19 protein-coding genes and 1 pseudogene are annotated in these 25029 nt (G+C 69.4%); 10 read left to right on the top strand and 10 right to left on the bottom strand.

Features of this window, described 5'->3' with window-relative positions; genetic code table 11:
• Window positions 1–109: 109 nt before the first annotated feature.
• A complete protein-coding gene (locus ASD38_RS06910) occupies window positions 110–1684 on the bottom strand; it encodes a tryptophan halogenase family protein (RefSeq protein ID WP_056458804.1) in 1575 nt (524 codons plus the stop codon).
• A gap of 97 nt (window positions 1685–1781) precedes the next feature.
• Window positions 1782–3299 carry a globin-coupled sensor protein gene (locus ASD38_RS06915; RefSeq protein ID WP_056458806.1) on the bottom strand — a complete coding sequence of 506 codons (1518 nt, stop codon included), beginning with the start codon at window positions 3297–3299 and terminating at the stop codon, window positions 1782–1784.
• A gap of 167 nt (window positions 3300–3466) precedes the next feature.
• Between ASD38_RS06915 and ASD38_RS06920 the strand changes: the two genes are divergently transcribed.
• Window positions 3467–4135 carry an SRPBCC family protein gene (locus ASD38_RS06920; RefSeq protein WP_056438818.1) on the top strand — a complete coding sequence of 223 codons (669 nt, stop codon included), beginning with the start codon at window positions 3467–3469 and terminating at the stop codon, window positions 4133–4135.
• A complete protein-coding gene (locus tag ASD38_RS06925) occupies window positions 4135–4461 on the top strand; it encodes an ArsR/SmtB family transcription factor (protein ID WP_056438815.1) in 327 nt (108 codons plus the stop codon). The genes ASD38_RS06920 and ASD38_RS06925 overlap by 1 nt, the downstream gene beginning before the upstream one ends.
• Window positions 4462–4542: 81 nt before the next feature.
• Here ASD38_RS06925 and katG read toward each other — a convergent pair whose 3' ends face one another.
• Both katG and ASD38_RS06935 read right to left on the bottom strand, forming a co-directional pair.
• Entirely contained in the window at window positions 4543–6723 is a 2181-nt protein-coding gene (gene katG, locus ASD38_RS06930; protein WP_056458810.1) for a catalase/peroxidase HPI, read from the bottom strand.
• 312 nt (window positions 6724–7035) lie between these two features.
• The gene (locus ASD38_RS06935) at window positions 7036–8565 is read right to left on the bottom strand and encodes a glucan biosynthesis protein G (RefSeq protein ID WP_056438808.1); all 1530 of its coding nucleotides are present in this window, start codon (window positions 8563–8565) and stop codon (window positions 7036–7038) included.
• 224 nt (window positions 8566–8789) lie between these two features.
• Here ASD38_RS06935 and ASD38_RS06940 point away from each other — a divergent pair, with 224 nt between their 5' ends.
• From ASD38_RS06940 to ASD38_RS06955, 4 genes are read left to right on the top strand one after another with little or no spacing between them, the layout of a single operon-like run.
• Entirely contained in the window at window positions 8790–9905 is a 1116-nt protein-coding gene (locus ASD38_RS06940; RefSeq protein WP_056458811.1) for an ABC transporter permease, read from the top strand.
• A 29-nt stretch (window positions 9906–9934) separates the two neighbouring features.
• Window positions 9935–10807, top strand: a complete 873-nt coding sequence (locus ASD38_RS06945) for an ABC transporter ATP-binding protein (protein ID WP_056438908.1) — start codon at window positions 9935–9937, stop codon at window positions 10805–10807.
• Window positions 10807–11745, top strand: a complete 939-nt coding sequence (locus ASD38_RS06950) for an MlaD family protein (protein ID WP_056438801.1) — start codon at window positions 10807–10809, stop codon at window positions 11743–11745. Before ASD38_RS06945 ends, ASD38_RS06950 begins: the two co-directional genes overlap by 1 nt.
• A complete protein-coding gene (locus tag ASD38_RS06955; RefSeq protein ID WP_327020095.1) occupies window positions 11742–12425 on the top strand; it encodes an ABC-type transport auxiliary lipoprotein family protein in 684 nt (227 codons plus the stop codon). The genes ASD38_RS06950 and ASD38_RS06955 overlap by 4 nt, the downstream gene beginning before the upstream one ends.
• A 237-nt stretch (window positions 12426–12662) precedes the next feature.
• On the opposite strand, the gene ASD38_RS06960 is transcribed toward ASD38_RS06955, so the two are convergent.
• A complete protein-coding gene (locus ASD38_RS06960; RefSeq protein WP_056458815.1) occupies window positions 12663–13142 on the bottom strand; it encodes a transcriptional repressor in 480 nt (159 codons plus the stop codon).
• A gap of 219 nt (window positions 13143–13361) precedes the next feature.
• Here ASD38_RS06960 and ASD38_RS06965 point away from each other — a divergent pair, with 219 nt between their 5' ends.
• Entirely contained in the window at window positions 13362–14267 is a 906-nt protein-coding gene (locus ASD38_RS06965) for a LysR substrate-binding domain-containing protein (RefSeq protein WP_056438792.1), read from the top strand.
• A 132-nt stretch (window positions 14268–14399) separates the two neighbouring features.
• Here ASD38_RS06965 and ASD38_RS06970 read toward each other — a convergent pair whose 3' ends face one another.
• The 3 genes from ASD38_RS06970 to spbR form a co-directional block, all read right to left on the bottom strand.
• Window positions 14400–16775, bottom strand: a complete 2376-nt coding sequence (locus tag ASD38_RS06970; RefSeq protein ID WP_056458912.1) for an arylsulfatase — start codon at window positions 16773–16775, stop codon at window positions 14400–14402.
• Window positions 16776–17164: 389 nt separating this feature from the next.
• Window positions 17165–17929 (bottom strand): NUDIX hydrolase, encoded by a 765-nt coding sequence (locus ASD38_RS06975; protein WP_056438791.1) that lies wholly within the window; start codon window positions 17927–17929, stop codon window positions 17165–17167.
• Window positions 17930–18136: 207 nt separating this feature from the next.
• A complete protein-coding gene (spbR, locus tag ASD38_RS06980; RefSeq protein ID WP_056438788.1) occupies window positions 18137–19273 on the bottom strand; it encodes a pole-localized protein SpbR in 1137 nt (378 codons plus the stop codon).
• Between the two features lie 160 nt (window positions 19274–19433).
• On the opposite strand from spbR, the gene ASD38_RS06985 reads away from it, so the two are divergent.
• On the top strand, window positions 19434–21242 hold the full coding sequence (locus ASD38_RS06985) for an ATP-binding protein (RefSeq protein WP_056458817.1): 1809 nt from the start codon (window positions 19434–19436) through the stop codon (window positions 21240–21242).
• Window positions 21243–21307: 65 nt separating this feature from the next.
• Window positions 21308–22495, top strand: coding sequence for a CaiB/BaiF CoA transferase family protein (locus ASD38_RS06990; protein WP_056458820.1), 1188 nt, complete (start codon window positions 21308–21310; stop codon window positions 22493–22495).
• 177 nt (window positions 22496–22672) lie between these two features.
• Here ASD38_RS06990 and ASD38_RS06995 read toward each other — a convergent pair whose 3' ends face one another.
• Window positions 22673–23542, bottom strand: coding sequence for a transglycosylase SLT domain-containing protein (locus ASD38_RS06995; RefSeq protein WP_056438778.1), 870 nt, complete (start codon window positions 23540–23542; stop codon window positions 22673–22675).
• 242 nt (window positions 23543–23784) lie between these two features.
• Here ASD38_RS06995 and ASD38_RS07000 point away from each other — a divergent pair, with 242 nt between their 5' ends.
• Window positions 23785–24507: an energy transducer TonB family protein gene (locus ASD38_RS07000; RefSeq protein WP_056458915.1), complete on the top strand. Its 723-nt coding sequence runs from the start codon at window positions 23785–23787 to the stop codon at window positions 24505–24507.
• A gap of 345 nt (window positions 24508–24852) precedes the next feature.
• Here the strand turns inward: ASD38_RS07000 and ASD38_RS25075 are convergent.
• Window positions 24853–25029: pseudogene (locus ASD38_RS25075) on the bottom strand (hypothetical protein); the annotation flags it as partial.

Raw genomic sequence — 25029 nt, forward strand, 5'->3', positions numbered from 1 at the left:
CTACCGGCCGAGTGCGGACATTTTCTGGCGCCATGCAGTCGCTGAGCACCTTCCCTCTGATGTCCGCTCCTCACCACGACGGCCTTTCAGGACCCGTGAACGCGCCCCTTCAGGCCGGTTCCAGCGAACGGTCGAAGCCGAAGCGGTTGATCTGGGCGATCAGGTCGCGGTGGCTGGGCAGGTCGTGGGTGGCGCGTTCGCCGAAGCTCTTGATCTTGGCGAACAGCTTGTCGGCCGCCGCCACGTCCGGAAACTCGCTGCGCCCCGGCGACAGGTCGGTTTTGAAGCCCATGCCGTACAGGATGTACTGGTAGTTGAAGAAGGCGAAGGTCTCCAGATCCAGGATGAAGTCGTAGCGGGTGGGCGGACGCCACCGCCACTGCTCCAGCAGGTCGACCAGCCGCTCCGGCATCGAGGCCGGGTCGGCGTTTTCCCGCCAGAACGGCTCGGTCCGCTGACTCAGGCAGTAGTGCAGCTTCAGGAAGGTGATGATGTTGTCAAAGCGGGCCGTCATCAGTTCGTTGAAGCGGAAGGCCGGGGCGCTGATCGGACCGTTGTGCGGGAACAGCTCGGCGATGATCGCCACCGCCGCCTCGATCAGCACCACGCCGGTCGATTCCAGCGGTTCCAGGAACCCCGCCGACAGGCCCACGGCCACGCAGTTCTTGACCCACTGCTTGGTGCGATAGCCGGCCTCGAACGACAGGGCCCGGGGCGCGATCTCCACGCCCTCCCCCACATAGCCGCGCAGGATCGCCTGCGCCCGGTCGTCGTCGATGTGGTCGCTGGAATAGACCGTGCCGACGCCGCGCGCGCCGTTCAGGCCGATGTCCCAGGTCCAGCCGGCCTCGTGGGCGGTGGCGATCGTGAAGCTCTGGATCGGCGCGTCGGGACGGTCGTAGGGGATCTTGCAGGCCAGGGCCCGGTCGGCGAACAGGATCGGCCGCGCCGACTTGAACGGAGCCTTCAGGGCCTGGCCGATCAGCTCGGCGTGGAAGCCGGTGCAGTCGATATAGAGGTCGGCGTCCAGGCGGCCGTGCTCGGCGCAGATCACGTGGTCGATGGCCCCGGTCGCGTCCAGCTCGACGCCGGTCAGCAGGCCCTGCAGGTGGCGCACCCCCAGCTCGCGGGCCCGCTCGGCCAGCACCTGGGCGAGCTTGGCGGCGTCGAAGTGGTAGGCGTAGTTCAGGGGCCCGGAGAAGTTGCCCTCGTGCGGCCGCTTGGGCGCGCGCTGGGCGTCGGCGACCCGGGCCTGGATGGTCATGGCCTCGGCGAACGGCGCGCGCGTCGCCTCGTTCTGCAGCAGCCAGTAGGGCGCCAGGCTCGCGCCGTCGGTCGAGAACGGGGCCTCGAACGGGTGGAAGTACTGGTGGCGTTCACCCCCGTCCCCTCCCTTGCCTTCTCGGGGCGCCCAGGCCCAGTCGTTGAAGCGGATGCCCTGCTTGAAGGTGGCCGAGGTCTCGCGGATGAACCGGGCTTCGTCGATCCCGAGGAACCGCAGGGTGGTGCGGATGGTCGGGAACGTGGCCTCGCCGACGCCGATGATGCCGACATCGGGCGATTCCAGCAGGGTGATCTCCAGGTGCGCCTGCTCAGCCACCCGCAGGGACTTGGCCAGATAGGCCGCGGTCAGCCACCCGGCCGTGCCGCCCCCGACGATCAGGAGTCTTCGTCTACGATCCATGCCGCCTTGATAGCGCCCTCAGCGGCAAAAACGGAAAGCAAAGTTCAACGGACGAGGACAGGCGCGTGCGCCCGCCCCCGATCGATGTTCGGCGCCCCTACCGACCCGGTCGCCCGGAAGCCGCCACGCGTTCGCGGACCTGGTGCACCGGGCTTTCGCGCATCGAACCCGTGCGGAAGCCGCCCACGTGGTTGGACAGGTCCGCCGCCTCGGCGCGCAGGGCGTGGGCGGCCTCGGTCGATTGCTGGACCATGGCGCTGTTGCGCTGGGTCACCTGGTCGAGCTGGTTGACCGCCACATTGACCTGGCCCAGGGCCGAGGCCTGCTCATTGGCCGAGGCGGCGATCTCGTCGACCAGCGTGTCGATCACGCCGACCTTCTCGACGATGCCGCGCAGGGCCGCGCCGGTCTTGCCGACCAGATCGACGCCCTCGCCCACCTGGCGGCTGGAATCGACGATCAGGGTCTTGATCTCCTTGGCCGCTTCGGCCGAGCGCTGGGCCAGGGCCCGCACTTCCTGAGCCACCACGGCGAAGCCGCGGCCGGCGTCGCCGGCCCGGGCCGCCTCGACCCCGGCGTTCAGGGCCAGAAGATTGGTCTGGAAGGCGATCTCGTCGATCACGCCCAGAATCTGCGAGACCTTGGCCGAAGAGCTCTCGATCTGGGTCATGGCCTCGGCGGCGCGGGTCACCACCACGCCCGAGGCCTGGGCGTCGTCGGCCGCCTCCCTGACCTGGGCCGAGACGGCCTTGGCGCTCTTGGCGGTCTGCTCGACCGTGGCGGTCAGCTGCTCGACCGCGGCGGCGGTCTGCTGCAGCGTCGCGGCCTGCTGCTCGGTGCGCTCGGCCATGTCGTCGGCGGCGCGGGCGATGTCGTCGGTTCCGGTCCGGATGCCCATGGCGCCGCGCGACACCGCGCTCATGGTCTTGTCGAGCGCCGCGGCGGCGTTGTCGAAATCGGTCTTCAGGCGCTCGAACTCGGGCGACAGCGCGCCCTCGATGCGCACCGACAGATCGCCCGCCGCCAGTCGCGACAGGGCCACGCCCAGGGCGGCGACGGCGGCGGCCTGCTGCTGCTCGGCCGCCTGACGCCCGGCCTCCAGGCGGTCGCGCTCTTCCAGCAGGACCGAGAAATAGGCCGAGACGGCCAGGTCCATGTCGAGGAACACCGCCTTGGCCAGGGCCGAGACCTGATCGGCCGCCGCGCTGTCGGCCTTGCCGCCGCCGAACGGACCGCTCTTGACCCGCTTGCCCAGCACCGCGTGGATCAGCTTGTCCAACACCAGGGCGTAGCCGCCGATCGACCAGCGCGGCTCGAGACCGGCGCGCGCGTTGGACTGGCCGATGCGCTCCACCGCCGCCACGTAGTCCGCGCCCTGGTCGCCCGACAGCATCCGCCGCCAGTGCGCCACCTGCCGGGCCTGGGCGCCGTCGCCCCGTCCGTCCTTGAACAGGGCGCGCGTTTCGGCGAAGCCGCGCAATTGTTCGTAGAAGCTGTCCAGCGCCCCCGGGATGGCCTCTTCCAGCGCCGGCTTGGCCGCCTGCAGCGCCGATCGCGACCGCTGGTCGAACCGCATGAAGCTCAAACGTTGGTCGAGCTGGTGTTTGTCGCTCATGCGGCGGGCCCCGAGTCACAGAAAACCATTAGGCCAACAGCCGTGACGGGAATTTGTTAACCGAGATTGAAGCGCGGCCCCGGACCGGCGCGCGGCATTTGCGCATAGGGCGAATCTTATATAAGATGCGACTTATATAAAAACCCAACCGATCCGGAGGACATCGCATGACATTCGACGCTCACCGTCTTGTCGGCGCCGTGCGGCGCAAGGTCGAAAGCCGCGAATGGAAAGGCAAGACCGCCCGCGTGGTGATCGCCGACCGCACCTATCCCACCGACGTCGACGACGTCTGGGACGCCCTGACCAACCCCGAGCGGATCCCGCGCTGGTTCATGCCGATCAGCGGCGACCTGCGCCTGGGCGGCCGCTACCAGCTGCAGGGCAACGCCGGCGGCGTCATCGAAGACTGCGACGCGCCCAGACGCCTGGCGGTGACCTGGGAAATGCGCGGGCAGACCAGCTGGGTGATCGTCGTCCTGACCGCCGAAGGCGAAGGCGAAACCAGGCTGCGGCTCGAACACATCGCCCACGAGGACGAGCAGTTCCTGGGCTTCTGGGACCAGTTCGGCCCTGGCGCGGTGGGCGTCGGCTGGGACCTGTCGCTGCTGGGCCTGGCCGAGCATCTGGAGACCGGCGGCGCCCCGGCGACGGCCCGCGACGCCGCCGTCTGGCTGACCCAGGGCGACGGCAAGACCCTCGGCGCGGCGGCCAGCAACGCCTGGGCCGAGGCCGCGATCGCGTTCGGCACGGACCCCGAGGCCGCCCGCGCCGCCGCCGACCGCACCACCGCCTTCTACACCGGCGGCGGCGAGGGCCAGGGCAAGCGCGACTGATGCACGCCTTCGACGTCCTCGGCGACCCGGTCCGCCGCCGCATCCTGGAACTGCTGTCGGCGGGCGAGCTGGCCTCGGGCGACATCGTCGCGGTCGTCCAGAAGGAGTTCGCGATCAGCCAGCCCGCCGTCTCCCAGCATCTGAAGGTGCTGCGCGACAGCGGCTTCGCCACCGTGCGCGCCGACGCCCAGCGACGAATCTACGCCATGGACGCCGCGCCGCTGCAGGAGGTCGACGCCTGGCTGGACCCGTTCCGCCGCTTCTGGGACCACAAGCTGGACGCCCTGGCCACGGAGATCGCGCGCGGAAAGCGGGATCGGAAATAAACAGGCTCGCCTGACGAAGTCGGGGCGCCGCTTTTCAACGGCGCCCCGCGCTGGCCTCGATGGCGGTTTCGGGACCAATCGTCAGTTCAGATCCAGGCGATCGGCGTTCATGACCTTGTTCCAGGCCTTCACGAAATCCTTGACGAACTTCTCGCCCGAGTCCGCGCAGGCATAGACCTCGGCGAAGGCCCGCAGTTCGGCGTGCGAGCCGAAGATCAGGTCGACGCGCGTGGCGGTCCAGCGCGACTCGCTGCTCTTGCGGTCATGGCCCGCGAAGGCGTTGACGGCCGTGGGGCTCCACGTGGTGCCCATGTTGAGCAGGTTCACGAAGAAGTCGTTGGTGAGCACTCCCGGGCGATCGGTGAACACGCCGGCCTTGGAGCCGCCGGCGTTGGCGCCCAGCACCCGCAGGCCGCCGACCAGCACCGTCAGCTCCGGTCCGGACAGACGCAGCAGCTGCGCCCGATCGACCAGGGCCTCCTCGGGCGCCATGAACTGCGTGACGTCGCGGCGATAGTTGCGGAAGCCGTCGGACAGGGGTTCGAGCGGCGCGAAGGAGTCGGCGTCGGTCTGCTCGGCCGAGGCGTCCATGCGTCCCGGCGTGAAGGGAACATCCACCGGCGTGCCGGCGTCCTTGGCGGCCTTCTCGACCGCCGCGGCGCCGCCGAGCACGATCAGGTCGGCCAGGGAGATCTTCTTGCCGCCCGCGGCCGAGGCGTTGAAGTCCTTCTGGACGCCCTCCAGCGTGCTCAGCACCTTGGCCAGGACGGGCGGATCGTTGACCTCCCAGTCCTTCTGCGGGGCGAGACGGATCCGCGCGCCGTTGGCGCCGCCGCGCTTGTCCGAGCCGCGCCAGGTCGAGGCCGAGGCCCAGGCGGCCCTGACCAGCTCGGACACCGAAAGGCCCGAGGCCAGGATCTTGGCCTTCAGCGCGGCGATGTCCTGGGCGTCGACCAGCGGGTGGTCCACGGCCGGGATCGGGTCCTGCCAGATCAGATCTTCCCGCGGCACCAGGGGACCCAGGTAACGCGGCTTGGGACCCATGTCGCGGTGGGTGAGCTTGAACCAGGCGCGGGCGTAGGCGTCGGCGAACTGGTCGGGATGCTCGAGGAAGCGGCGCGAGATCTTCTCGTACGCCGGGTCGAACCGCAGGGCCAGGTCCGTGGTCAGCATCCGCGGCACGTGCTTCCTGGAAGCGTCATAGGCGTCGGGAATGTCGGCCGGAGCGTTCTTGGCCCGCCACTGCTTGGCGCCGGCCGGGCTCTCATGCAGCTCCCATTCGAACTTGAAGAGGTTCTCGAAGAAGTGGTTGCTCCAACGGGTCGGCGTCTGGGTCCAGATGACTTCCGGGCCGCCGGTGATGGCGTCCGGACCGATCCCGGTCCCGTGCTTGCTGCGCCAGCCCAGGCCCTGGTCCTCGATCTCGCCGCCCTGCGGTTCGGGTCCGACGAACGAAGGATCGCCGGCGCCGTGGGTCTTGCCGAAGCTATGGCCGCCCGCGATCAGGGCGACGGTCTCCTCGTCGTTCATGGCCATGCGCGCGAAGGTCTCGCGGATGTCGCGCGCCGAGGCCACCGGGTCGGGATTGCCGTTCGGGCCTTCGGGATTGACGTAGATCAGCCCCATCTGCACGGCGCCCAGCGCCGGGTGCAGCTGGCGCTCGCCGCTGTAGCGCTCGTCGCCGAGCCAGCTGCCCTCCGGCCCCCAATACAGCTCCTCAGGCTCCCAGGTGTCGGCCCGGCCGCCGCCGAAGCCGAAGGTCTTGAAGCCCATCGACTCCAGGGCGACGTTGCCGACCAGCACGTAGAGGTCGGCCCAGGAGATCTTGCGGCCGTACTTCTGCTTGATCGGCCAGAGCAGCCGGCGCGCCTTGTCGAGGTTGGCGTTGTCGGGCCAGCTGTTGAGCGGCGCGAAGCGCTGCTGCCCGCCGCCCGCGCCGCCGCGCCCGTCGCTGATGCGGTAGGTGCCGGCGCTGTGCCAGGCCAGACGGATGAAAAGACCGCCGTAGTGGCCGAAGTCGGCGGGCCACCAATCCTGAGAGTCGGTCATCAGGGCGTTCAGGTCGGCGATCAGGGCTTTGAGGTCGAGGCTCTTGAATTCCTCGGCGTAGTTGAACGCCTCGCCCATCGGGTCGGATCGCGGCGAATGCTGGTTGAGGCTTTCGAGACTAAGGTTCTGGGGCCACCAATCGCGGTTGCCTCTGCCGCGGCCGTGTCCCACGGGGCACTGACCTTGAACGCCGCCCTCGACATTCCCATCCATCGCTGTTCCTCCGGTTGGCTTATGGCTGCTCGAACCCGACGCGGCCTAGTCAACCTCGATCCACCGATAGGTAAAATTGATTGTTCCTATCATCACGATAGGCGCCGCCACTCAGGGCGGGGGCGAGGCGCCGATCGGGTCGCCGGCTAAGGTCAGCGCACGGCGCAAACTGGACTTGGGCGGGGGAACGAAAACCTCGTCCTTCGACAAGCCCGGGATGAGGTTTTCTAGCGCCGCCGCCTGCACTTGGTTCTCATCCTGTAGCTTGTCGAAGGACGAGGACCACGCACCAGACTTGAAAATCGATAGGCCCTAGGCCGTCCAGAGATACCGCCAGGTCTCCGAGATCGCCTGGTCGCCGCGGGTCAGGCGCAGGGACAGGTCCATGCTCGCCGCCTTGGGCCGCACGCCGAACGCGACGCGGGCCGAGGCCTCGTCCGGATAGGGCGACAGGTCGCGCCAGACGATCTCGCCGCCCTGGGCCTGGAGGTCCATCGCCACCCCGTCCAGCCCCTCGGCCAGGGCCCCGCCCTGCAGATCGACGGTGAACAGCCGCAGGCCGGCCTGGGCGTCGGCCCCGGTGCGGGTGCGGAACACCCGAGCGTCGGGGCTGGCGAAGCGCTCCTGGCCCCAGTGCAGCCGATAGCGCAGGTCGACCTGGGTCCCGGCCGTCCACGGCGCCTTGGGCCGCCAGAACATGGCGATGTTGTCGTCGCTCTCCTTGGTGGTGGCCAGCTCGGCCAGGTGCACCGCGCCCTCGCCCCAGGCGTCCAGGGGCTCGACCCACAGGCTGGGCCGCAGGTCGTAGCGGGCCTGCAGGTCGCCGAAGTCCTCCAGCGCCCGGGCGCGCTGCACCAGGCCGAAGCCCTTGGGGTTCTCGTCCGGAAAGTTGCTCAGGCGGTGGGCCTTGGGGTTCTGCAGCACGCGCCAGATGTGCTCGCCCCGCCCCGTCCAGATCGCCAGGCCGTCGCTGTCGTGCACGGCGGTGCGATAGTCCTGGAGCGGCGACGGATCCGCCACGTTGAACAGGAACATGCTGCTCATCGCCGCCACGCCCGCCTTGGTCACGGCCGTGCGCGGGAAGACGCTGGCGGCGACGTCGAACGTCACGTCCTCGCCCGGGCGGATCGTGAAGCTGTAGACGCCCGCGCAGCTGGGACTGTCCATCAGGGCGTGGACCAGCACCGCATCGCCATCAATGGCAGGACGTTCCAGCCAGAAGGCGGTGAAGTCGGGGAATTCCTCGTTCGGCTCGCCGGCCCCGATCGCCAGGCCGCGCGCCGACAGGCCGTAGCGCTGGCCCCGGCCCAGGCTGCGGAAATAGCTGGCGCCCTGGAACACCGCCACCTCGTCCATCTTGTCGGCCTCGTTCAGCGGCCACAGCAGGCGAAAGCCGGAGAAGCCGCTCCAGCTCTTGGCGACGTCGGCGTGCTCGCCGGGGATGTCGAACATCGCCGGGTCGAAGACGATCGGCCGCGCCAGGCCGGCGGCGACCTCGTAGATCGGCAGCGGACGCGGATACAGCCACGCGGGCGGAAAGAACTCGGCCCGGAACGCCGGCCGACGGTCCTTCCAGAGGTCGGCTTCCTGCCGGAAGCGGATGCGGAAGTAGTCGTCGTAGGACAGGCCGGTCATGGTCGGCGGCGCGGGCGGCTTGGCGTAGGGCGCGGCGGCCAGGCTCCGGGCCCGGTCGCGCAGCCCCTCGACCGAGAACGGCTGGCTGACGGCGTCGTCGACGGCGGGCGTCTGCGCCGCCGCGGCCAGGCGCGGCGCCAGGGCGAGGACCGCCGACAGCGAAAGACCGCGCAGCGCCGCGCGGCGGTTGACCAAACTTGAGACCATGCGGGCCTTCTAGAGCAACGCCCCCGTTGCGCGCCATAGAACGCACCTTTAGCGACAAGGGTTCGCGGTTTCGCCCCGATCTGGACATGCCCGCTGGCGCGACGCGGCGCGCCCGCCTATTTCTAACGCTGCAAGCGTTGCAACAAGCCTGGCCTTGGCACGTTTGGGCTTGGTCGGGCGACTTGATAAGGTTCGGCGGCGGACAGAGGGACCGACAAGACTTCATGGGCGCTCCGGCTGATTTCACCCTCAAGGAGACCGCCGGCCACAAGACGGCCGTGCTCTCGGGGGACTGGACCGCCCGCGGCATGGTCGACGCCGGCGAGCGCCTGGTCCAGGCCATGGAGGGCTCCAAGGCCGTCGACCTGGACCTCAGCGACATCAGCCGCTGCGACACCGCCGGCGCCTACGCCATCATCCGCGCCGCCGACGGCCGGATCAGCGCGGGCAGAATCAAGGCCGGTCCCCGGGTCCTGCGGCTGCTGCAGCTGGTCGACGACGCCATCCAGGTCGAGCCCGAGGCCGCGCCGGCGCGCAAGGGCTTCACCGCCCTGCTGGAGCGTATCGGGCGCGGCGTCTACGGTCTGGGCGACGATCTCTACGGCACCCTGGCCTTCCTGGGCCACCTGCTGGTCGCCATCGGCCGCTGCATCGTCAAGCCAAGCCGGATCCGCTGGGCGCCGGTCGTGGCCCTGTCCGAGCGCGCCGGCCTGGACGCCATTCCGATCGTCGCCACCACCACCTTCTTCATCGGCGCGGTCGTCGCCCTGCTGGGGGCCAACCTGCTGACCCAGTTCGGGGCCCAGGTGTTCGCCGTCGAGCTGATCGGCATCTCGGTGCTGCGCGAGTTCAACATCCTGATCACCGCCATCCTGCTGGCCGGCCGATCGGCCTCCAGCTTCGCGGCCGAGATCGGCTCGATGAAGATGAACCAGGAAATCGACGCCATGCAGGTGATGGGGGTCGATCCCTACGAGGCCCTGGTCCTGCCGCGCTTCGCCGCCCTGCTGCTGACCATTCCGCTGCTGACCTTCGTGGCCACCCTGGCGGGCCTGGCCGGCGGCATGCTGGTCACCTGGGCCGTGCTCGACCTGTCGCCGACCTTCTTCCTGCAGCGCATGCAGGACTCCGTCGGCGTGCAGCACTACTGGATCGGCCTGTCGAAGGCGCCGGTGATGGCCATGGTCATCGCCGCCATCGGCTGCCGCCAGGGCATGGAGGTCGGCAACGACGTCGAGTCGCTGGGCCGGCGGGTCACCGCCGCCGTGGTCCACGCCATCTTCGCGATCATCGCCATCGATGCGGTGTTCGCCCTGATCTACATGGAACTGGACCTGTGAGCGCGGCCAAATCGTCCCAATCCAAGGCTCTGGCCAAGGCCCAGTCGACGGCCGCCCCCCAGGGCGAGGACGAGACCGCGTCGACGGCCGAGGCGCCGCCGATCCGGGTCACGGGCCTGGTGTCGCGGTTCGGCGACAACGTCATCCACGACGGCCTGGACCTGACCGCCAATCGCGGCGAGGTGCTCGGGGTGGTCGGCGGCTCGGGCTCGGGCAAGTCGGTGCTGCTCAACACCATCATCGGCCTGAAGATCCCCGACGGCGGCTCGGTCAAGCTGTTCGGCCAGGACATGGCCGACGCCTCGCGCAAGCGCTGGAACATCATCGAGCGCCGCTGGGGCGTGCTGTTCCAGCAGGGGGCGCTGTTCTCGAACCTGACCGTGCGCGAGAACGTGGCCGCGCCGCTGCACGAGCACACTCGCCTGCCCAAGGGCGAGATCGAGCACCTGGCCGACCTGAAGATCGCCCTGGTCGGCCTGCCCGCCCGGGCCGGCAACCTCAAGCCCGCCGAGCTGTCGGGCGGCATGCGCAAGCGCGCGGGCCTGGCCCGCGCCCTGGCCATGGACCCCGAGCTGCTGTTCCTGGACGAGCCCACCGCCGGCCTCGACCCGATCAGCGCCGCGGCCTTCGACACCCTGATCAAGGACCTGTCCGACAGCCTGGACCTGACGGTGTTCATGATCACCCACGACCTGGACACCCTGTACGAGATCACCGACCGCATCGCGGTCATCGCCGACAAGAAGGTCGTCGCCACCGGCTCCGTCCACGAGCTGGAGAAGAACGACCACCCCTGGATCCAGGAATACTTCATGGGGCCGCGCGGTCGCGCGGCCGCCAGCCATTCGACGCCCCGAGCCCCTACCGAGCCGGCGCCCCAGGCGACACCGAGGACGAGCTGATGGAAAGAAACGCCAACTACGCCTTGGTGGGCGCGGCCACCCTGATCCTGTTCATGGGGCTGCTGATCTTCGCCGTCTGGCTGGCCAAGCTGAGCTTCAACCAGGAATACGACCTGTATGACGTCCTGTTCGTCGGGCCCGTGCGGGGCCTGTCGGACGGCGGCGAGGTGCACTTCAACGGCATCAAGGTCGGCGAGGTCACCAAGATCGCCCTGGACAAGTCCGACCCCAACCGCGTCATCGCCCGGGTCCGCGTCACCTCGGACGTGCCGATCAAGACCGACAGCTTCGCCACGCTGGAGCCCCAGGGCATCACCGGCGTGAACTACGTGCAGATCACCGCCGGCGCGCCGGCCAAGCCGCTGCTGAAAAGCACCGTCAAGAAGGACGAGGTGCCGGTGATCCGCAGCCAGCGCAGCGCCCTGTCCGACCTGCTGGAAGGCGGCGGCACGGTGCTGACCCGCACCATCGAGGCCCTGGACCGCGTCAACCGCGTGCTGTCGGACGACAACGTCAAGACCTTCAGCGCCTCGCTCAGCGACATCCAGTCGGTCACCGCCGAGCTGCGCGAGCGCAAGGCGATCATCGCCGACGCGCAGAAGGCCCTGCAGAGCATCGAGACCACCTCGACCAAGATCGGCGAACTGTCGGACTCCGTCAACGGCCTGGCCAACGGCGACGCCAAGCGCACGCTCAACAACCTGGCCGAAGCCGCCGACGAGCTGAAGGCCACGGCCAAGGACGTGCGCGGCATGGTCGGCAAGCTGGAAGGCCCAACCAGCGATTTCGCCACCACCGGTCTGCCGCAGCTGTCGTCGGCCGTCGTCACCCTGCAATCGGCCGCCGAGTCCCTGGACCGACTGGTCAGCGAAGTCGAACAGAACCCGCGCGCCCTGGTCGGCAAGGCGCCGGCCAAGGAACTGGAGGTCAAGCCGTGAGCACTCTTCCCATGAGCCTTCCTCCTGTTGGTCGCCCTCCCGCGAGCATCGGGCGCGCCGTCCTGCGGTCGCTGGCGGTCGCCGTCGTCGCCGTGGCGCTGACCGGCTGCATCAGCCTGTTCCCCAAGACCAAGCCCGCCGGTCTCTACCGCTTCGGCCATGTCGCGGCGGAGAGCTCCAGGCCCGCGACCGAGAAGAGCTTCGGGGTCTTCAAGACCCCGACCGTCTTCAACCGCGCGGCGATGAGCGACCGCCTGCTGTCGGTGACCGACGGCGAGGCCGCCTATATCTCGGACGCCCGCTGGGTCTCGCCGGCCATCGTGCTGTTCGACGAGGCCGTGGCCCGGGCCTTCGAGGGCGACAACAGCCGCGCCCGGCTGGTCACGCGCGGCGAGGCCCTCAAGGCGGCCATGGCCCTGCGCCTGGAAGTCCGCTCGTTCGAGACCGTCTATGTCGACGGCCCCAAGGCCCCGCCCGAGGTGCTGGTCGAGATCCGCGCCGTGATGACCCGCAGCAACGACCGCGCCCTGCTCGGCGACCAGGTGTTCGTGGCCCGGGTCAAGGCCGCCGACAATCGCCTCGGCGCCATCGTGCCGGCCTATGACCAGGCCGTCACCCAGGTGCTGGCGGAGATCGTGACCTGGGTCAGCGACGCGGGCGGAAAGCTCCCGCCGGGCTGAGCAAGATCGACCTTCACGCTGGTTCTCCAATTTGCTCGTCATTCCCGCCCTTGTGGCGGGAACCCCTTTCTCCGCCGCACGAGCGTTGATGTGGCGCGCCAGCGCGCCAAGGCGCTTCACCGTCAGCTGAACGAGGGGTTCCCGCCACAAGGGCGGGAATGACGGTTGAAGGATGGTTCAAAGTTGGTCGAGCGGCCTGAAACGCTGAATGTCGATGCGCTCTAGACGTCCCTAGGCTTAGGACTCCGGATCCTGCCCGGCGCGGTCGACCGCGATCCTGACCGCGGGCGCGGGCGCCGTCGCCGGATCACGGCGAAAGCGCACCGTGATCTCCACGCTGTCCGGCCGCTTGGCCAGGGCGTCGCGGACCATGGCCAACAGGGTGTCGGCCGAGACGTGCAGGTCCACGACCTGCCCCGACTCTTCGTAGACGAGGTGGGAATGCGGCTCGGGCACGGTGTCGAACGCCAGCTCCGTCGTCGTCGTGGGCAACCGGCCGACCAGCCCGTGGTCGGCGAGCAGCTCCAGCTGGCGGGCCAGTTCGCCCGAGGTGATCGCCAGGCCCGCCTCGGCGACCAGGTCGGCCACCTCCGCCAGGGTCAGATGCACCTCCGGCGAGGCGCGCAACAGGGCCAGCAGACGCGGCAAGGCGCCGTGCCCGGCCAGGCCGGCGCGGCGCAGCTCCTCCCGCAGCACGGCTTCCACCGTATGGGGCATCCTAGCGTCCTCCCAAGGCGCCGGGGATTATCACGGTCGCGCGTCGCCGCGATCTTGCAGACTGGAACTCAGGCGCCGTCGAAACGATCCGGATCCGCCGCCGGATCGGGCCGCCGCGAAAACCTCGACAAGGGCTTCCACGATGGCCTGGCTCCCAATTTGCCCATGATCGTGATAAAGAGAAGCAACAAATCTCAATCGATCCTATAGGCCAGGCCTATGAACCTTCGAGATCTCAGCTACCTGTTGGCCGTGGTCGAGCATGAGCATTTCGGGCGGGCCGCCCGGGCCTGCGGCGTCAGCCAGCCGACCCTGTCGGTGCAGATCCGCAAGCTCGAGGACCTGATGGGCGTGGCGCTGTTCGAGCGCACCAGCAAGACCGCCGCCCCGACCGCCGCCTGCCTGCAGCTGGTCGGCCACGCCCGCGACGCGGTGACCTCGGCCGAGGCCATCCTGGCCACCGCGCGCAACCTGCGCGACCCGCTGTCGGGGCGCTTCCGCCTGGGCATCATTCCGACCCTGGCGCCCTATCTGCTGCCGCTGATCTTCGCGCCGCTGCGCCAGGCGCTGCCGATGCTGGAGCTGGAGCCGTGGGAAGACCAGACCGACGCCCTGCTCGAGCGGCTGCGCGCCCACGAGCTGGACGCCGCCCTGCTGGCGACCGAGGTGGACGGACCCGACCTGGTCAGCCGGCCGCTGTTCGCCGAACCCTTCCTGGCCGCCCTGCCCCCCGAGCATCCGCTGGCGGGGCGCTCGGTGATCCGGGAGACCGACCTGGCGCGCGACATCCTGGTGCTGGCCGACGGCCACTGCCTGCGCGACCAGACCGTGGAGGCCTGCGGCGGCGACGCGGCGCTGGGCGGCCCCCTGCGGGCGGCCAGCCTGCCGACCCTGCTCAACATGGTGGCGGCCGGTTACGGGACGACGCTGATCCCCGGGCTGGCGGCCGGCGCGGCCCAGGACGCCGGCATCGTACTGCGGCCCCTGGCGGCCCGGGCCGGCCGCACCGTGCGCATCGCCTGGCGCGCCCACTTCCCGCGCCGCGCGGCGGTCGAGGCGGTGGGCGAGGTCATCGCCACACGCCTGCGCGGCTTCGCCGAGGGCGCGGCGGCGGGGGCGGTTTAGGGGGGGGTCCGAAGTCGGCTTTTCGCTTCAACGCGGACATCCGTCGCGCTGGGTTGGATGTCTGCCTCTGGCGCGACTCGGCCTGATGCAGACCTTCGGATCGGCGGAGAAGGGTGTTTGCGAGGAGCGGAACTACTCTGCGGCGACCGCCTCGCTTGGACCCTCCGACGCCTTCGCCTCAGCCGGCACGTACTGCACCTTCATGGTATGGATCGCGCCGTTGAACGCAAACGGCGCGCGGTCGTAATAGTCCTCCGATACCGGCGACCCTAGGCACAGGCCAACGTCCAGGCAGTCGTTGGCTGTGAACAACAGCGGCGCGCTCATCGGCACGACGCCTTCGCCGACAATCACGTCGTTGACCTTGATCGTGACGTTCAGCGGCCCGGCGGGACGGGCTTCCACATAGGACGTCTCAATCTGGATCTTGGTGCGCCCGGTCGGAAGCGGGCCGATGGACCTGATCTTGGTCCGCTGGATGATGAAGAGGTTGTACTCGTAAGTGATCTGACCGTTGTCGATATAGCAGGTGAGCCCACCTGAACCGCTGCCCAGGGCATAGAGAACGCCCTTCGGATCAGCGGGCAGATCGGCGTCAATGGTCACGATGTTTGGCTTGTTGCCCAAGGTGGGCGCGGCGACTTCCGGAATGCGGTTGATGTCGCCGGTGAACGTCCATTCGTGATACGGCGAAGCGATCCTAAGTTCGGGATGCAGGAAGGGCACCCACAGTCCTCCGCCGACCGGGTAGACCTTGTTCCTCGCCGCCTCCATGGCGAAGAGCTCCTTCATTTGGGCCAGCTTGGCGGGCATCTCCTGGGCCAGGTCCTTGGCCTGGGACCAGTCCTTGGTCAGGTCGTAAAGCTCCCAGGCATCGTCGTCAGGGCTCCAGTTGGGGCCGCCCTTGGGCGCGCCCGAGGCCCAGGGCTCACGCGGTCCGAACGCCGAGGCCATCCAGCCGTCGTGATAAATCGAGCGGCTGCCCATGATCTCGAAATACTGGGTCAGGAGCCGACCGGGCGCAGCACCATCGTTGAACGAATAGGCCAGGCTCACGCCGTGAATTGGGTCCTGGGGGAAGCCGTTGACGACGCGTGGCGGTGTGATGCCGACCACCTCGTAGATCGTCGGAACGATGTCGTTGACGTGATGAAACTGGCTGCGCGGCGTAGCGTCAGGCTTGATCTTGCTGGGCCAACGGACGGCCAGCGGGTTGCGGGTGCCGCCCAGATGCGAGGCCACCAGCTTCATGCCCTTGTAGGGCGTGCTGCCCGCCCAGGCCCAGGCCGCATGATACTGGTTGTCGGTCTTGGGAGACCCCAGCATATCGAGCCCGCCCAGTTCGTCGAGCGCCCGAATATGGTCCGACACCTTGGTCGGGATCATGTTCTGGGCCAGCAGCTCGCTGATGGTGCCCAGCTGCCCCTCGCCGGACGAGCCGTTGTCACCCCACATGTAGAAGACCAGGGTGTTGTCGTCGTAGCCCAAAGCTTCGAGTTCATCGAGCAGACGGCCGACCTGATGGTCGACGTGCTCGGCGAAGCCGGCCGCGACTTCCATCAGCCGGCGCTGGAAAGGCTTCTCGTCCTCGGGAATCTCGTCCCACCCCTGAAGGGTTTCGGCCCGGGCGGTCAGTTCGGCGTCGGCCGGGATCCAGCCGCTATCCTTGGCTCGTTGATGGACGCGTTCACGATAGGCGTCCCAGCCATCATCGAACTTACCGGCGTACTTGTCGGCCCACTCCTTCATGACCTGATGCGGGCCGTGGATGGCGCCGCTGGCCCAGTACATCATGAACGGCTTGTCCGGCCGAAGGGCCTTGTGCTGGCGCAGCCAGTGGATGGAGTCGTCAGCCAGGTCTTCGCTGAGGTGATAGCCTTCTTCCGCCGTTTTCGGCGGCGGGACCACGGTTGTGTTGCGGACCAGATGCGGCTCGTACTGCGACGCCTCACCGGCCAGGAAGCCGTAGAAATACTCGAACCCGAGCCCCGTGGGCCAGTTGTGGAACGGGCCGGCGGCGGTTGTCTCCAGCGCGGGGGTGTTGTGCCATTTGCCGAAGGCGGAGGTGGCGTAGCCGTAGTTCTTCAGCACCTCCGCCACCGTGGCGCAGCTCATCGGGATGGTGCCCGCGTAGCCGTCCCAGTCATTGGCGAGCTCGGCGATCTGGCCGTTGCCGATGTGATGGTGATTGCGACCGGTGAGCAGGGAGCCCCGCGTTGGCGAACACATGGCAGTCGAATGGAAGCGGTTGTAGGCCACACCGCCGTTCATCACCCGCGCCAGGTTCGGCGTGGCGACTTCCCCGCCCAACGGTGTGGGCAGCCCCGGGCCGGCATCGTCGATCAGCACGAACAGGATGTTCGGCGCGTCCGCCGGCAGCCGGGACGCAACAGGCTTGGGGCTGTACACGGACTCCTGCATCGTCCGCCCGGCTATGCTGCCCGACAGCGGCGACGGAAACGGCAGAACGTCTTGCGCGGCCATGCGCGGATGGGTTTCGTCGGTCATGGTCGGGCTCCGCGTGTTGGCGCTCATCGACGCTCAGCCATCCTGCCTCGGCCGACAGCGGGCGCGATAAGGGTTGTCGAAGGAAGCTGCGCGGGACGACCTTCTCCGCTTCGGACTGAGCTGGAAATCGGGGAGAACCCTATGTCCGGGGCCCAGACACCCTGCCTCTGGAGCGAAACCGCCGGCTCTCGGAGCGGCTTCCACCGCGTAGTTCCGCTTTTTGCGGAAGACACCAGTTATCGATGCCAACTTTGTTGGCTGAGCACAGCCCGCTTCGGGTCGTTCAGTGCCTTGGCGGGGAGTGGCTGAATGTCGAGTTTCTGGAGCGATGCTCGAGTCCGCTTCTGGCGCTCGGCAGCCGCTTAGGTCAGCCGCCCCTCACCGCCCGCCTACAGCGCCGTCAGCGGCTCCGCCACCGCCCCATAGCCCGCGTCCGGCTGGATGCGCAGCGACGGCCCGTCGACCCACGGCTCCACCGTCACCAGGGGCCGCGCCCGCGCCGTTTCGATCGCCGCCGCCGCGTGCGGGCTCTCGGCCAGCAGCTGCAGGTTCATGCGCGTGGGGAAGATCACCTTGCGCTGGCCCGAGGCCGCCAGCGCCAGGGCCTCGCCCGGCGCGATCCATTCGGCGTCGACCGCCTCGTGGCCGTCGCAGATGGCCAATTGGGCCAGGGGCGCGTGGGCGACGTAGAACCAGGTGTCGAAGCGCTTGGCCATCAGCGGCGGGGTGATCCAGCGGGCGAAGATGGTCAGGGCCGCCAGGTCCAGCTTCAGGCCCAGCTCACGGACCACGTCGAGGAAGGGCATGCGGTCCTCGGCGACCGCCGCCCGCACGTCGATCGCCGCCTCGCCGGCATAGATCTCGCCCGCCGCGTCGCGGGCCAGCAGCACGCCGGCCTCCTCATAGGCTTCGCGGATGGCGGCGATGCGCAGCGGCGCGCCGTCGGTCTCGACGCTTTCCCAGCCCGTGGCGTGGTCGGTCCAGGCCGGGTCATGGTCGCCGGCGTGGCTCTTGCCGCCCGGGAAGACCAGGGCGCCGGCCGCGAAGTCGATCTGATGGTGCCGCTTGACCATCAGCACCTCGAAGGCCGGCTCGTCGCGCAGCATCAGGATGGTGGCGGCGGGGCGGATCGGATCTTCGACGGGCTCTGACATCGGACGAGGTTGGCGCCGATGCGCCGCGTTGCCCAGATGATTTCGAACGCGCGTTTAGCTCTCAACCCGCTCATCCCGGCGAACGCCGGGACCCAGATCCCATAGCGGTGTGGATGATTGGAGAAGCTCGGAGCCTTTGGCGTCAGCCTCAAAGCCATTCCATCTGGGTCCCGGCATTCGCCGGGATGAGCGGAATGATGGGGAGATCTACCCCGCCACCGCGGTCCGGGCCCGTTCGGCCAGGCGATCGGCGCGGTCCAGCAGATAGTCGGAATCCTCGCGCGACACGGCCGGCGAGGCGGTCAGGAAGCGCTGGATCATGTGCTCCTGGAACCGTTCGCGGTCGCCGGGGCGGCCGTCGTATTCCAGGGCGTGGAAGGCGTCGACGCCGGCCCGGAAGGCCGGGAACAGGCGCGGCGGCAGGCCCGCCCGCTCGCAGATCGCCTTCAGGCCCAGGATCCCGGCGTCGTGGATCATCAGCCAGGTGCGGTGATGCGGCACGCCGGACAGCTCGGCCACGCCCCACTCGAAGAAGGTCATGTGGCCATGGGCCAGGGCCCGCAGCAGCAGGGACGGCGAGAGCCGGTCCACGCCGTGGAGGTGGGCGGCGAAGGCCTTGACGTCGGTGGCGCGGCCGGCCTGGTCGACCAGGTCGATCGTCGCCCGCTCCTTGGTGTCGAGGATCAGTTCAAGCGTGCGCTCGGCCGACAGCGGGTGCGTGGCCAGGATGTGGTCGCGCAGCTGGTCGCCGACCATGTCGATCAGGCGCTCGGTCACCGACAGCGGCAGGACCGAGCGGTAGGCGACGGCGGTCAGCACCTTCTCGGACTTGGCGAAGCGTTCCAGGACCCGCTGCAGGGCGCTCTCGGACATCCGCGCGCTGTCGTTGGCGCAGAGCGCGACGACGACGTCCTCGCCGCCCTCCTCGACCAGCAGCGCCGCCACCTTGCGCGACAGCCTGGGGCGTTTGGCCACGGCCAGCTGGCGCACCGGACCGCCCAGGCGGATGATCTCGGCCAGGTCGGCGTCGCTGAACACCGGCGAGAAGCTGATCACCGGCAGCGACACGCTCTCGACGTCGCGGGCCAGGCGGTTGGCGACGTCGGGCGGCAGGGTCGGCGAATTGCGCAGGGTCACGGCCATGGCGCGGCGGACCAGTTCGGCGGCGTCGGCGGCCATCACCCGCAGGATCTCGCCCGCCAGGACGCGCTGCTCGTCGTCCAGTTCGGCGCGGTCGATGGTGCGGCACAGCTTGTGGGCGGCCAGGGCCCGCTCGTCGGGCGTCGCGCCCTTCACCAGCATGCGGATGTCGTGTTCGGTCAGGGCGGCGCGGGTGGTGGCCATCGATCTCCCCCAAGGCCCACGGAACGGCGGGGAATCGGATCATCTCCCGTTATGCTTAACGATTGTTTGCCCTCAAAGGTGTGGAGATTAACGATAAGCCGTAACTCGGCGCAAACCGTGATCCCCTAGGGTTCCGGCTCACCAGCCGAGGAATCAGTCCTTGTTCGCCGAGCGCCGACAAAACATCCCCGCGGACGGCGGCGCCGACGCCCGCCTGGCGCTCGACGCCCAGACCGCGCTGCTGCCCTACGCGCTGGCCGTCTTCGCCGTCAGCCTGCCGATCTATGTCTGGGCCTGCTCGTTCGCGCGCAACGCCGGCTGGATGGCGATCAGCTTCGCGGTGTTCGCGATCAACTGGGGCGTCTTCTACGCCGTGGTCGCCTGGCTGCGCACCGACGCGGCCCGGGACCTGACGCGCCGCGCGCGGGTGCACGTGCTGTCGGGCCTGCTGTGGGCGCTGGCCGTCTGCCAGATGGCCGCCTTCGCCAACGGGGCGGGCGGCGTGCGCGAGACCCTGCTGCTGCTGTCGGCCGGCGCGGCCGTGGTCTGCATCTTCTTCGCCGCCCCCTGCCTGCTGGCCCTGCTGCTGACCGCTCCGCTGGCGGCGGTCGGGCCGCTGTACCTGCTGTTCTCGCGGCCGCAGAGCGAGCGGGCCGGCGTCATGGCGTTCGGGGCGATCGCCCTGGCCATGGCCCTGTCGCTGGTCCTCAACCGCATGCTGCGCCGCCAGCACGCCCTGGCCCTGGCCCACGAGGCCCTGCTGGAGGACCGGCTGATCGTGCTGGAGGCCGCCGAGCGCTCGGCCCGTTCGAAGTCCGACATCGTCGCCACCCTCAGCCACGAGATCCGCAACGGCCTGACCGGCGTGACCCATGTGCTGGCCGCCGCCGCCGGCAAAGGCGGCCGCGCCGCGCCGTCGCGCGAGCAGCTCAACGCCGCCCTCGACGCCGCCCAGGACCTGGTCGCCGTGCTCAACGCCACCCTGGATTCCGAGACCGCCGAGTCCGGCCGCCTGGCCGTCGAGAGCGTGGCCTTCGAGCCCGTGCGCCTGATCCGCGACCTGGTGCTGCTGGACCGCCCGCACGCCGTGGCCAAGGGCCTGGAGCTGGTCGTCCACGTCGAGCCGGACCTGGAGCACCGCCAGCTGGGCGCGGCGATCGGCGATCCCCTGCGGACCCGCCAGATCATCGCCAACATCGTCGGCAACGCCGTCAAGTACACCGTCCGCGGCCGGGTCGAGGTCCGGGTCGAGCGCCGCGACAACCTGATCGCCATCGAGGTGGCCGACACCGGTCCTGGCCTGTCGCGCGAAGAGATGGACCAGGCCTTCCAGGCGTTCCAGCGCGTCGAGCGCACCGGGGCGGGCGTCAACGGCGCGGGCCTGGGCCTGTCGCTGTCGCGCCAACTGGCCAAGCTGATGGGCGGCGCGCTGGAGGCCACCAGCGCCGTCGGCGTCGGCAGTTGCTTCACCCTGACCCTGCCCTTCGACGAGAACGCCCCGAGCGCGGTCGAACCCGACACCGGCGAGCCCCCGCAGCCGGTCGAGGCCGCCGGCGCCCCGCCCCGCAACCTGCGGATCCTGATCGCCGAGGACGACGCCCTCAACGCCGCCATGCTGCGCGCCATCCTCGAGCAGCTGGGCCACCAGGTGGTCCACGCCCAGAACGGCCGCCGCGCCCTGGACCTGGCCCGGGTCTGCGACTTCGACCTGGTGATGCTGGACGGCCGCATGCCGATCCTGGACGGTCCGCAGACCGCCGCGGCCCTGCGCGCCCTGGACGGCGGCAATCGCGACGTGGCCATCGTGGCGGTGATCGGCGGCGACGCCGACGAGGCTCGCGAGTGCCTGGACGCCGGCGCCGACACGGTGCTGCGCAAGCCCGTCAGCGTCGCGGCCGTGGCCCGCGCCGTGGCCGACGCGGCGACGCTCGAGCGCAAGAGCGTCTCCAGCCAGGCGGCCGTCGCCTAAACCGCTTCCCAACAGCCGTTTGACTCGTCCACACTCCGCTCAACGATAAGAAGCGGGAGGACGGGATGCTGCGCGGTCTGCGGGTCATCGAGTTGGCCACCTACATCGCCGCCCCGGGCGCGGCCGGGATCATGGCCGACTGGGGCGCCGACGTGATCAAGATCGAGTCGCCCGACGGCGACCCGATGCGGGGCTTCTTCGACACCCTGGGCTCGGACCAGGCCGCCAACCCGATCTTCGAGCTGGACAACCGCGGCAAGCGCTCGGTCGTGCTCGACATCCGCACCCCGGCCGGCCGCGACGCCGCCAAGGCCCTGGTCAAGGACGCCGACATCTTCCTGACCAATGTCCGCCCCGCCGGTCTGGCGCGAGCGGGCCTCGACTACGATGCCCTCAAGGCGGTCAACCCGCGCCTGATCTATTGCAGCCTGACCGGCTATGGCCTGGAGGGTCCCGACGCCGACCGGCCGGGCATGGACGTGGCGGCCTTCTGGTCGCGGGCGGGCGTGGGCGCGATCACCGGCCCCAAGGGCGCCGAGCCCTTCCCGCTGCGCACCGGCATGGGCGACCACGTGACCTCGCTGGCGACGGTGTCCGCCATCCTGGCGGCCGTCCACGAACGCCACCGCACGGGTGTCGGCCGCCTGGTCGAGACCTCGCTGCTGCGGGCCGGCGTCTATGCGATCGGCTCGGACATGGCCATCCAGCTGCGGTTCGGAAAGCTGGCCTCCACCCGGCCCCGGCGCGAGGCGATCCAGCCCCTGGCCAACTTCTTCCAGACCCGCGACGGCCGCTGGATCTGCCTGCTGGCCCGCCAGGGCTCCAGCGACTGGGCGCGGATCGCGACGGCGGCCGGCCGCCCCGAGCTGACCGAGGATCCTCGCTTCACCAGCGCCCGCCTGCGCCGCGAGAACGGCGGGGCCCTGGTCGACATCCTGGACGCGGCGTTCGGGGCCATGGATTACGCCGAAGCGGCGAAGGCCCTCGACGCCGGCGACCTGACCTGGGCCCCCTGGCAGACGCCGCGCGACCTGGTCACCGATCCGCAGGCGGCGGCGGCCGGCTGTTTCGTGGAGACGCCGGACGGCAAGGGCGCGACCTTCCCCGCCCCGGCCGGACCGGCGCGGTTCCCGGGCGCGGAGGACGGCCCGCGCGGCCCGGCGCCGGGCCTGGGCGAGCACACGGCGGCGGTGCTGGCGGAGATCGGGTGGTCGGAGGACGAGATTGAACGCGTCATGAGCGCCCCTTCCTAGCTCCCCTTTTCAGCCGTCATTCCGGGCCTTGTGCCCGGAACCCCTCTGTCCGCCGCAAGTGCGGGGGTGTGGCGCGCTGGCGCGCCATTTCGCTTCACCGTCGGCTGAACCAGGGGTTCCGGGCACAAGGCCCGGAATGACGGTGCTATTTGGGAAATGGTGGTGGAGGGAAAGCCCCTACCGCTTGCTCTTCGATCCATCACTCGCGTCGGACAACACGCGCAGCATTTCCGACGAGAACATCGAACTGGTCATTCGCGAGGCCGACGAGCCGCCGCTCGAGACGAGACTGAAGCCGTCGTCGGCGTCCTGCGAGCCGCGCAGGATCAGGCTGACCAGCGCCTGCTGCTGCTGGATGCGCTCCAGCCGGCGGCCGGTGGCGTACTGGACGAAGCCCTGGTCGGTGTCCGACGACGCGGTCGCCGGCATGGAGGGAACCTCGCCGCCGCCCCCCGTCCGGGTCAGGTTGGCGTAGACCTCGCTGACCGTGGCCGGTCGGCCCTCGCGATAAAAGATCGACCGGTTGGCGGCCGCGGCGTCCGGGAACATGGCCGCGGCGCTGGCGCCGGGCGAATTGCCGACGGCCTCGATCAGCCGGGCCGAGCCCTGGGGGCCCAGGAAATGGGCGGCGTAGAGTTCGCCGGACGTGGGCGTGCGGCCCACCCGGCCGCGCAGATACGAGGCGTGGTCGCTGGCCAGTTCGCCGGCCATCAGCGAGGCGGCGTGCGGGTCCAGCTTCAGGCCCAGCACCGCCTTGCGGGCCTCGTCGCCGCTGACCCGGTACTTGCCGTCCGCGCCCTGCTGGATCAGGTCGGCGTAGCGGGCGTAGCCGTACTTGGCGCCGTGCTTCTTCAGGGTCGACAGCCAGGTCTGGTCCACGAACTGGAACAGGCCCGAGGCCGACGAGGTCCGGGCCCGGGCGGCGGGATTGTAGCCGCTCTCGCGCTTGGCCGTGCCCATCAGGAACGTGAAGTCCACGCCCGTCGCGCTGGACGCGCGCTGGATCGCCGACTCGACGACGCTGCGGATGGAGGTGACGTTGGCCATGCCCGAAGATGTGAACGCGCATGGTTAATCGCGCCTTAACCAAGCCGGAAGGCTCGGCAGAATTTGCCTGTGGCGGCTCGCCGCATATCCCCCTCCACCGTGGGAGAAGGCGCAGACCTAACTTCAGAAAGCTACACGCGTAAAAAATCTACGCCCGTAATATTTACAAACGTAATTCGACGTGACAGGCTTCCTCCATCGACCCCGGTTTCATCAAGCGGTCGGTGCTGAAGGAGGTTGTCATGGTTGCGTACGAAGGCGCGGTCGGTTCCTACATCCCTGGCTTGGACGCCCCGCGCGGCAAGCCGTCCAAGGCCCTGTTCGCGGCCCTGGTCGTGGTCTCGGCCGCCCATGCGGGCCTGTTCGCCTACCTGGCGTACCAGAAGTGGGTCGAGCCGACCAAGATCGAGTACATCGACCCGACGCCGATCCTGATCGATCCGGTGACTCCCGATCCCCCCAAGCCCGACAAGCCGGTCCCGCCCAAGGCGACGTCGAACCCGCCGCTGATCCACAGGCCGACGCTGGTCACGACCCCAACGGTCGATCCGCTTCCCGTCAAGCCGGTGGAAGGCCCACGCGATCCGCCCGGACCGGGCCCGGTGGACCTCAAAACTGACCTGCCGCCCGGACCTCCTGCCGTGGTCGAGCCTCCCCAGCCCAGGGTGGTCACCCGCCCCAACTGGCTGAAGAAACCGGGGGCCTCGGAGTTCAGCCGTTTCTATCCGGAAAGCGCCATGCGGCGCGGCGTCGGCGGCATGGCGACCCTGAACTGCACGGTGGCCGCCAACGGCTCGATCCAGGCCTGCAGCGTGCTGGACGAGACCCCGTCCGAGGAAGGCTTCGGCAAGGCGGCGATCAAGCTGTCGCGGTTCTTCAAGATGAGCCCGCAGATGGAGAACGGCCAGGCCGTCGACGGGGCCAGCGTCCGCATCCCGATCCGCTTCAACGCGGCCGAAGGCTAGGAACGCGTACGCCGGCCGGGCGTACATGACGGCTGGCGATGTCTCTTCGGTCACGGGGGAGCCCCGGGTCGCCGCGCGCCTTCCAGCGCGGCGGCCCGGGGTTTTTGTTTGGAGGCGGCGCGTTCTTCACCCTCTCCCGGAGGGGAGAGGGAGGGACCCGCGCCGCAGGCGTGGGAGGGAGAGGTGTGACGCCCTCTCTGGTTTCACGCGGGCGCTCTGCCGGCACGCCGGTTGGTTCAGAACCCCCTCACCCTCCCACCGCTGCGCGGCGGGCCCCGCCCTCTCCCTCTGGGAGAGGGTTTCGAGCACTTACGCTCGGCGGATAGCGAATGAAGTCCAAGGATTTCAACGCCCTGAACTTTCTCGACCCGATTTGGTCCTCACCCTCCAAACCGCCCGTATCCTTGTCCCACCTCGTCGCAGGGAAAGGGCGCATGGCCAGCGACCGATGCGGCGGCGGGGGGCGATCGAGCGGGAAGCTCTGTCGGCGGCGGGATCCGCGTGCGTAGGGACCTCGTCAAA

The sequence above is a fragment of the Caulobacter sp. Root487D2Y genome, from assembly GCF_001427165.1.
Lineage (GTDB): Bacteria > Pseudomonadota > Alphaproteobacteria > Caulobacterales > Caulobacteraceae > Caulobacter.

What these genes read in the sequence shown, in the direction of transcription:
- ASD38_RS06975 (WP_056438791.1), bottom strand. Translation starts at nt 17,929, where the DNA reads ATGTCAGAGCCCGTCGAAGATCCGATCCGCCCCGCCGCCACCATCCTG.
- ASD38_RS07000 (WP_056458915.1), top strand. Translation starts at nt 23,785, where the DNA reads ATGGTTGCGTACGAAGGCGCGGTCGGTTCCTACATCCCTGGCTTGGAC.
- ASD38_RS06940 (WP_056458811.1), top strand. Translation starts at nt 8,790, where the DNA reads ATGGGCGCTCCGGCTGATTTCACCCTCAAGGAGACCGCCGGCCACAAG.
- ASD38_RS06990 (WP_056458820.1), top strand. Translation starts at nt 21,308, where the DNA reads ATGCTGCGCGGTCTGCGGGTCATCGAGTTGGCCACCTACATCGCCGCC.
- spbR (WP_056438788.1), bottom strand. Translation starts at nt 19,273, where the DNA reads ATGGCCACCACCCGCGCCGCCCTGACCGAACACGACATCCGCATGCTG.
- ASD38_RS06965 (WP_056438792.1), top strand. Translation starts at nt 13,362, where the DNA reads ATGAACCTTCGAGATCTCAGCTACCTGTTGGCCGTGGTCGAGCATGAG.
- ASD38_RS06960 (WP_056458815.1), bottom strand. Translation starts at nt 13,142, where the DNA reads ATGCCCCATACGGTGGAAGCCGTGCTGCGGGAGGAGCTGCGCCGCGCC.
- katG (WP_056458810.1), bottom strand. Translation starts at nt 6,723, where the DNA reads ATGGATGGGAATGTCGAGGGCGGCGTTCAAGGTCAGTGCCCCGTGGGA.
- ASD38_RS06935 (WP_056438808.1), bottom strand. Translation starts at nt 8,565, where the DNA reads ATGGTCTCAAGTTTGGTCAACCGCCGCGCGGCGCTGCGCGGTCTTTCG.
- ASD38_RS06915 (WP_056458806.1), bottom strand. Translation starts at nt 3,299, where the DNA reads ATGAGCGACAAACACCAGCTCGACCAACGTTTGAGCTTCATGCGGTTC.
- ASD38_RS06995 (WP_056438778.1), bottom strand. Translation starts at nt 23,542, where the DNA reads ATGGCCAACGTCACCTCCATCCGCAGCGTCGTCGAGTCGGCGATCCAG.
- ASD38_RS06925 (WP_056438815.1), top strand. Translation starts at nt 4,135, where the DNA reads ATGCACGCCTTCGACGTCCTCGGCGACCCGGTCCGCCGCCGCATCCTG.
- ASD38_RS06910 (WP_056458804.1), bottom strand. Translation starts at nt 1,684, where the DNA reads ATGGATCGTAGACGAAGACTCCTGATCGTCGGGGGCGGCACGGCCGGG.
- ASD38_RS06970 (WP_056458912.1), bottom strand. Translation starts at nt 16,775, where the DNA reads ATGACCGACGAAACCCATCCGCGCATGGCCGCGCAAGACGTTCTGCCG.
- ASD38_RS06920 (WP_056438818.1), top strand. Translation starts at nt 3,467, where the DNA reads ATGACATTCGACGCTCACCGTCTTGTCGGCGCCGTGCGGCGCAAGGTC.
- ASD38_RS06950 (WP_056438801.1), top strand. Translation starts at nt 10,807, where the DNA reads ATGGAAAGAAACGCCAACTACGCCTTGGTGGGCGCGGCCACCCTGATC.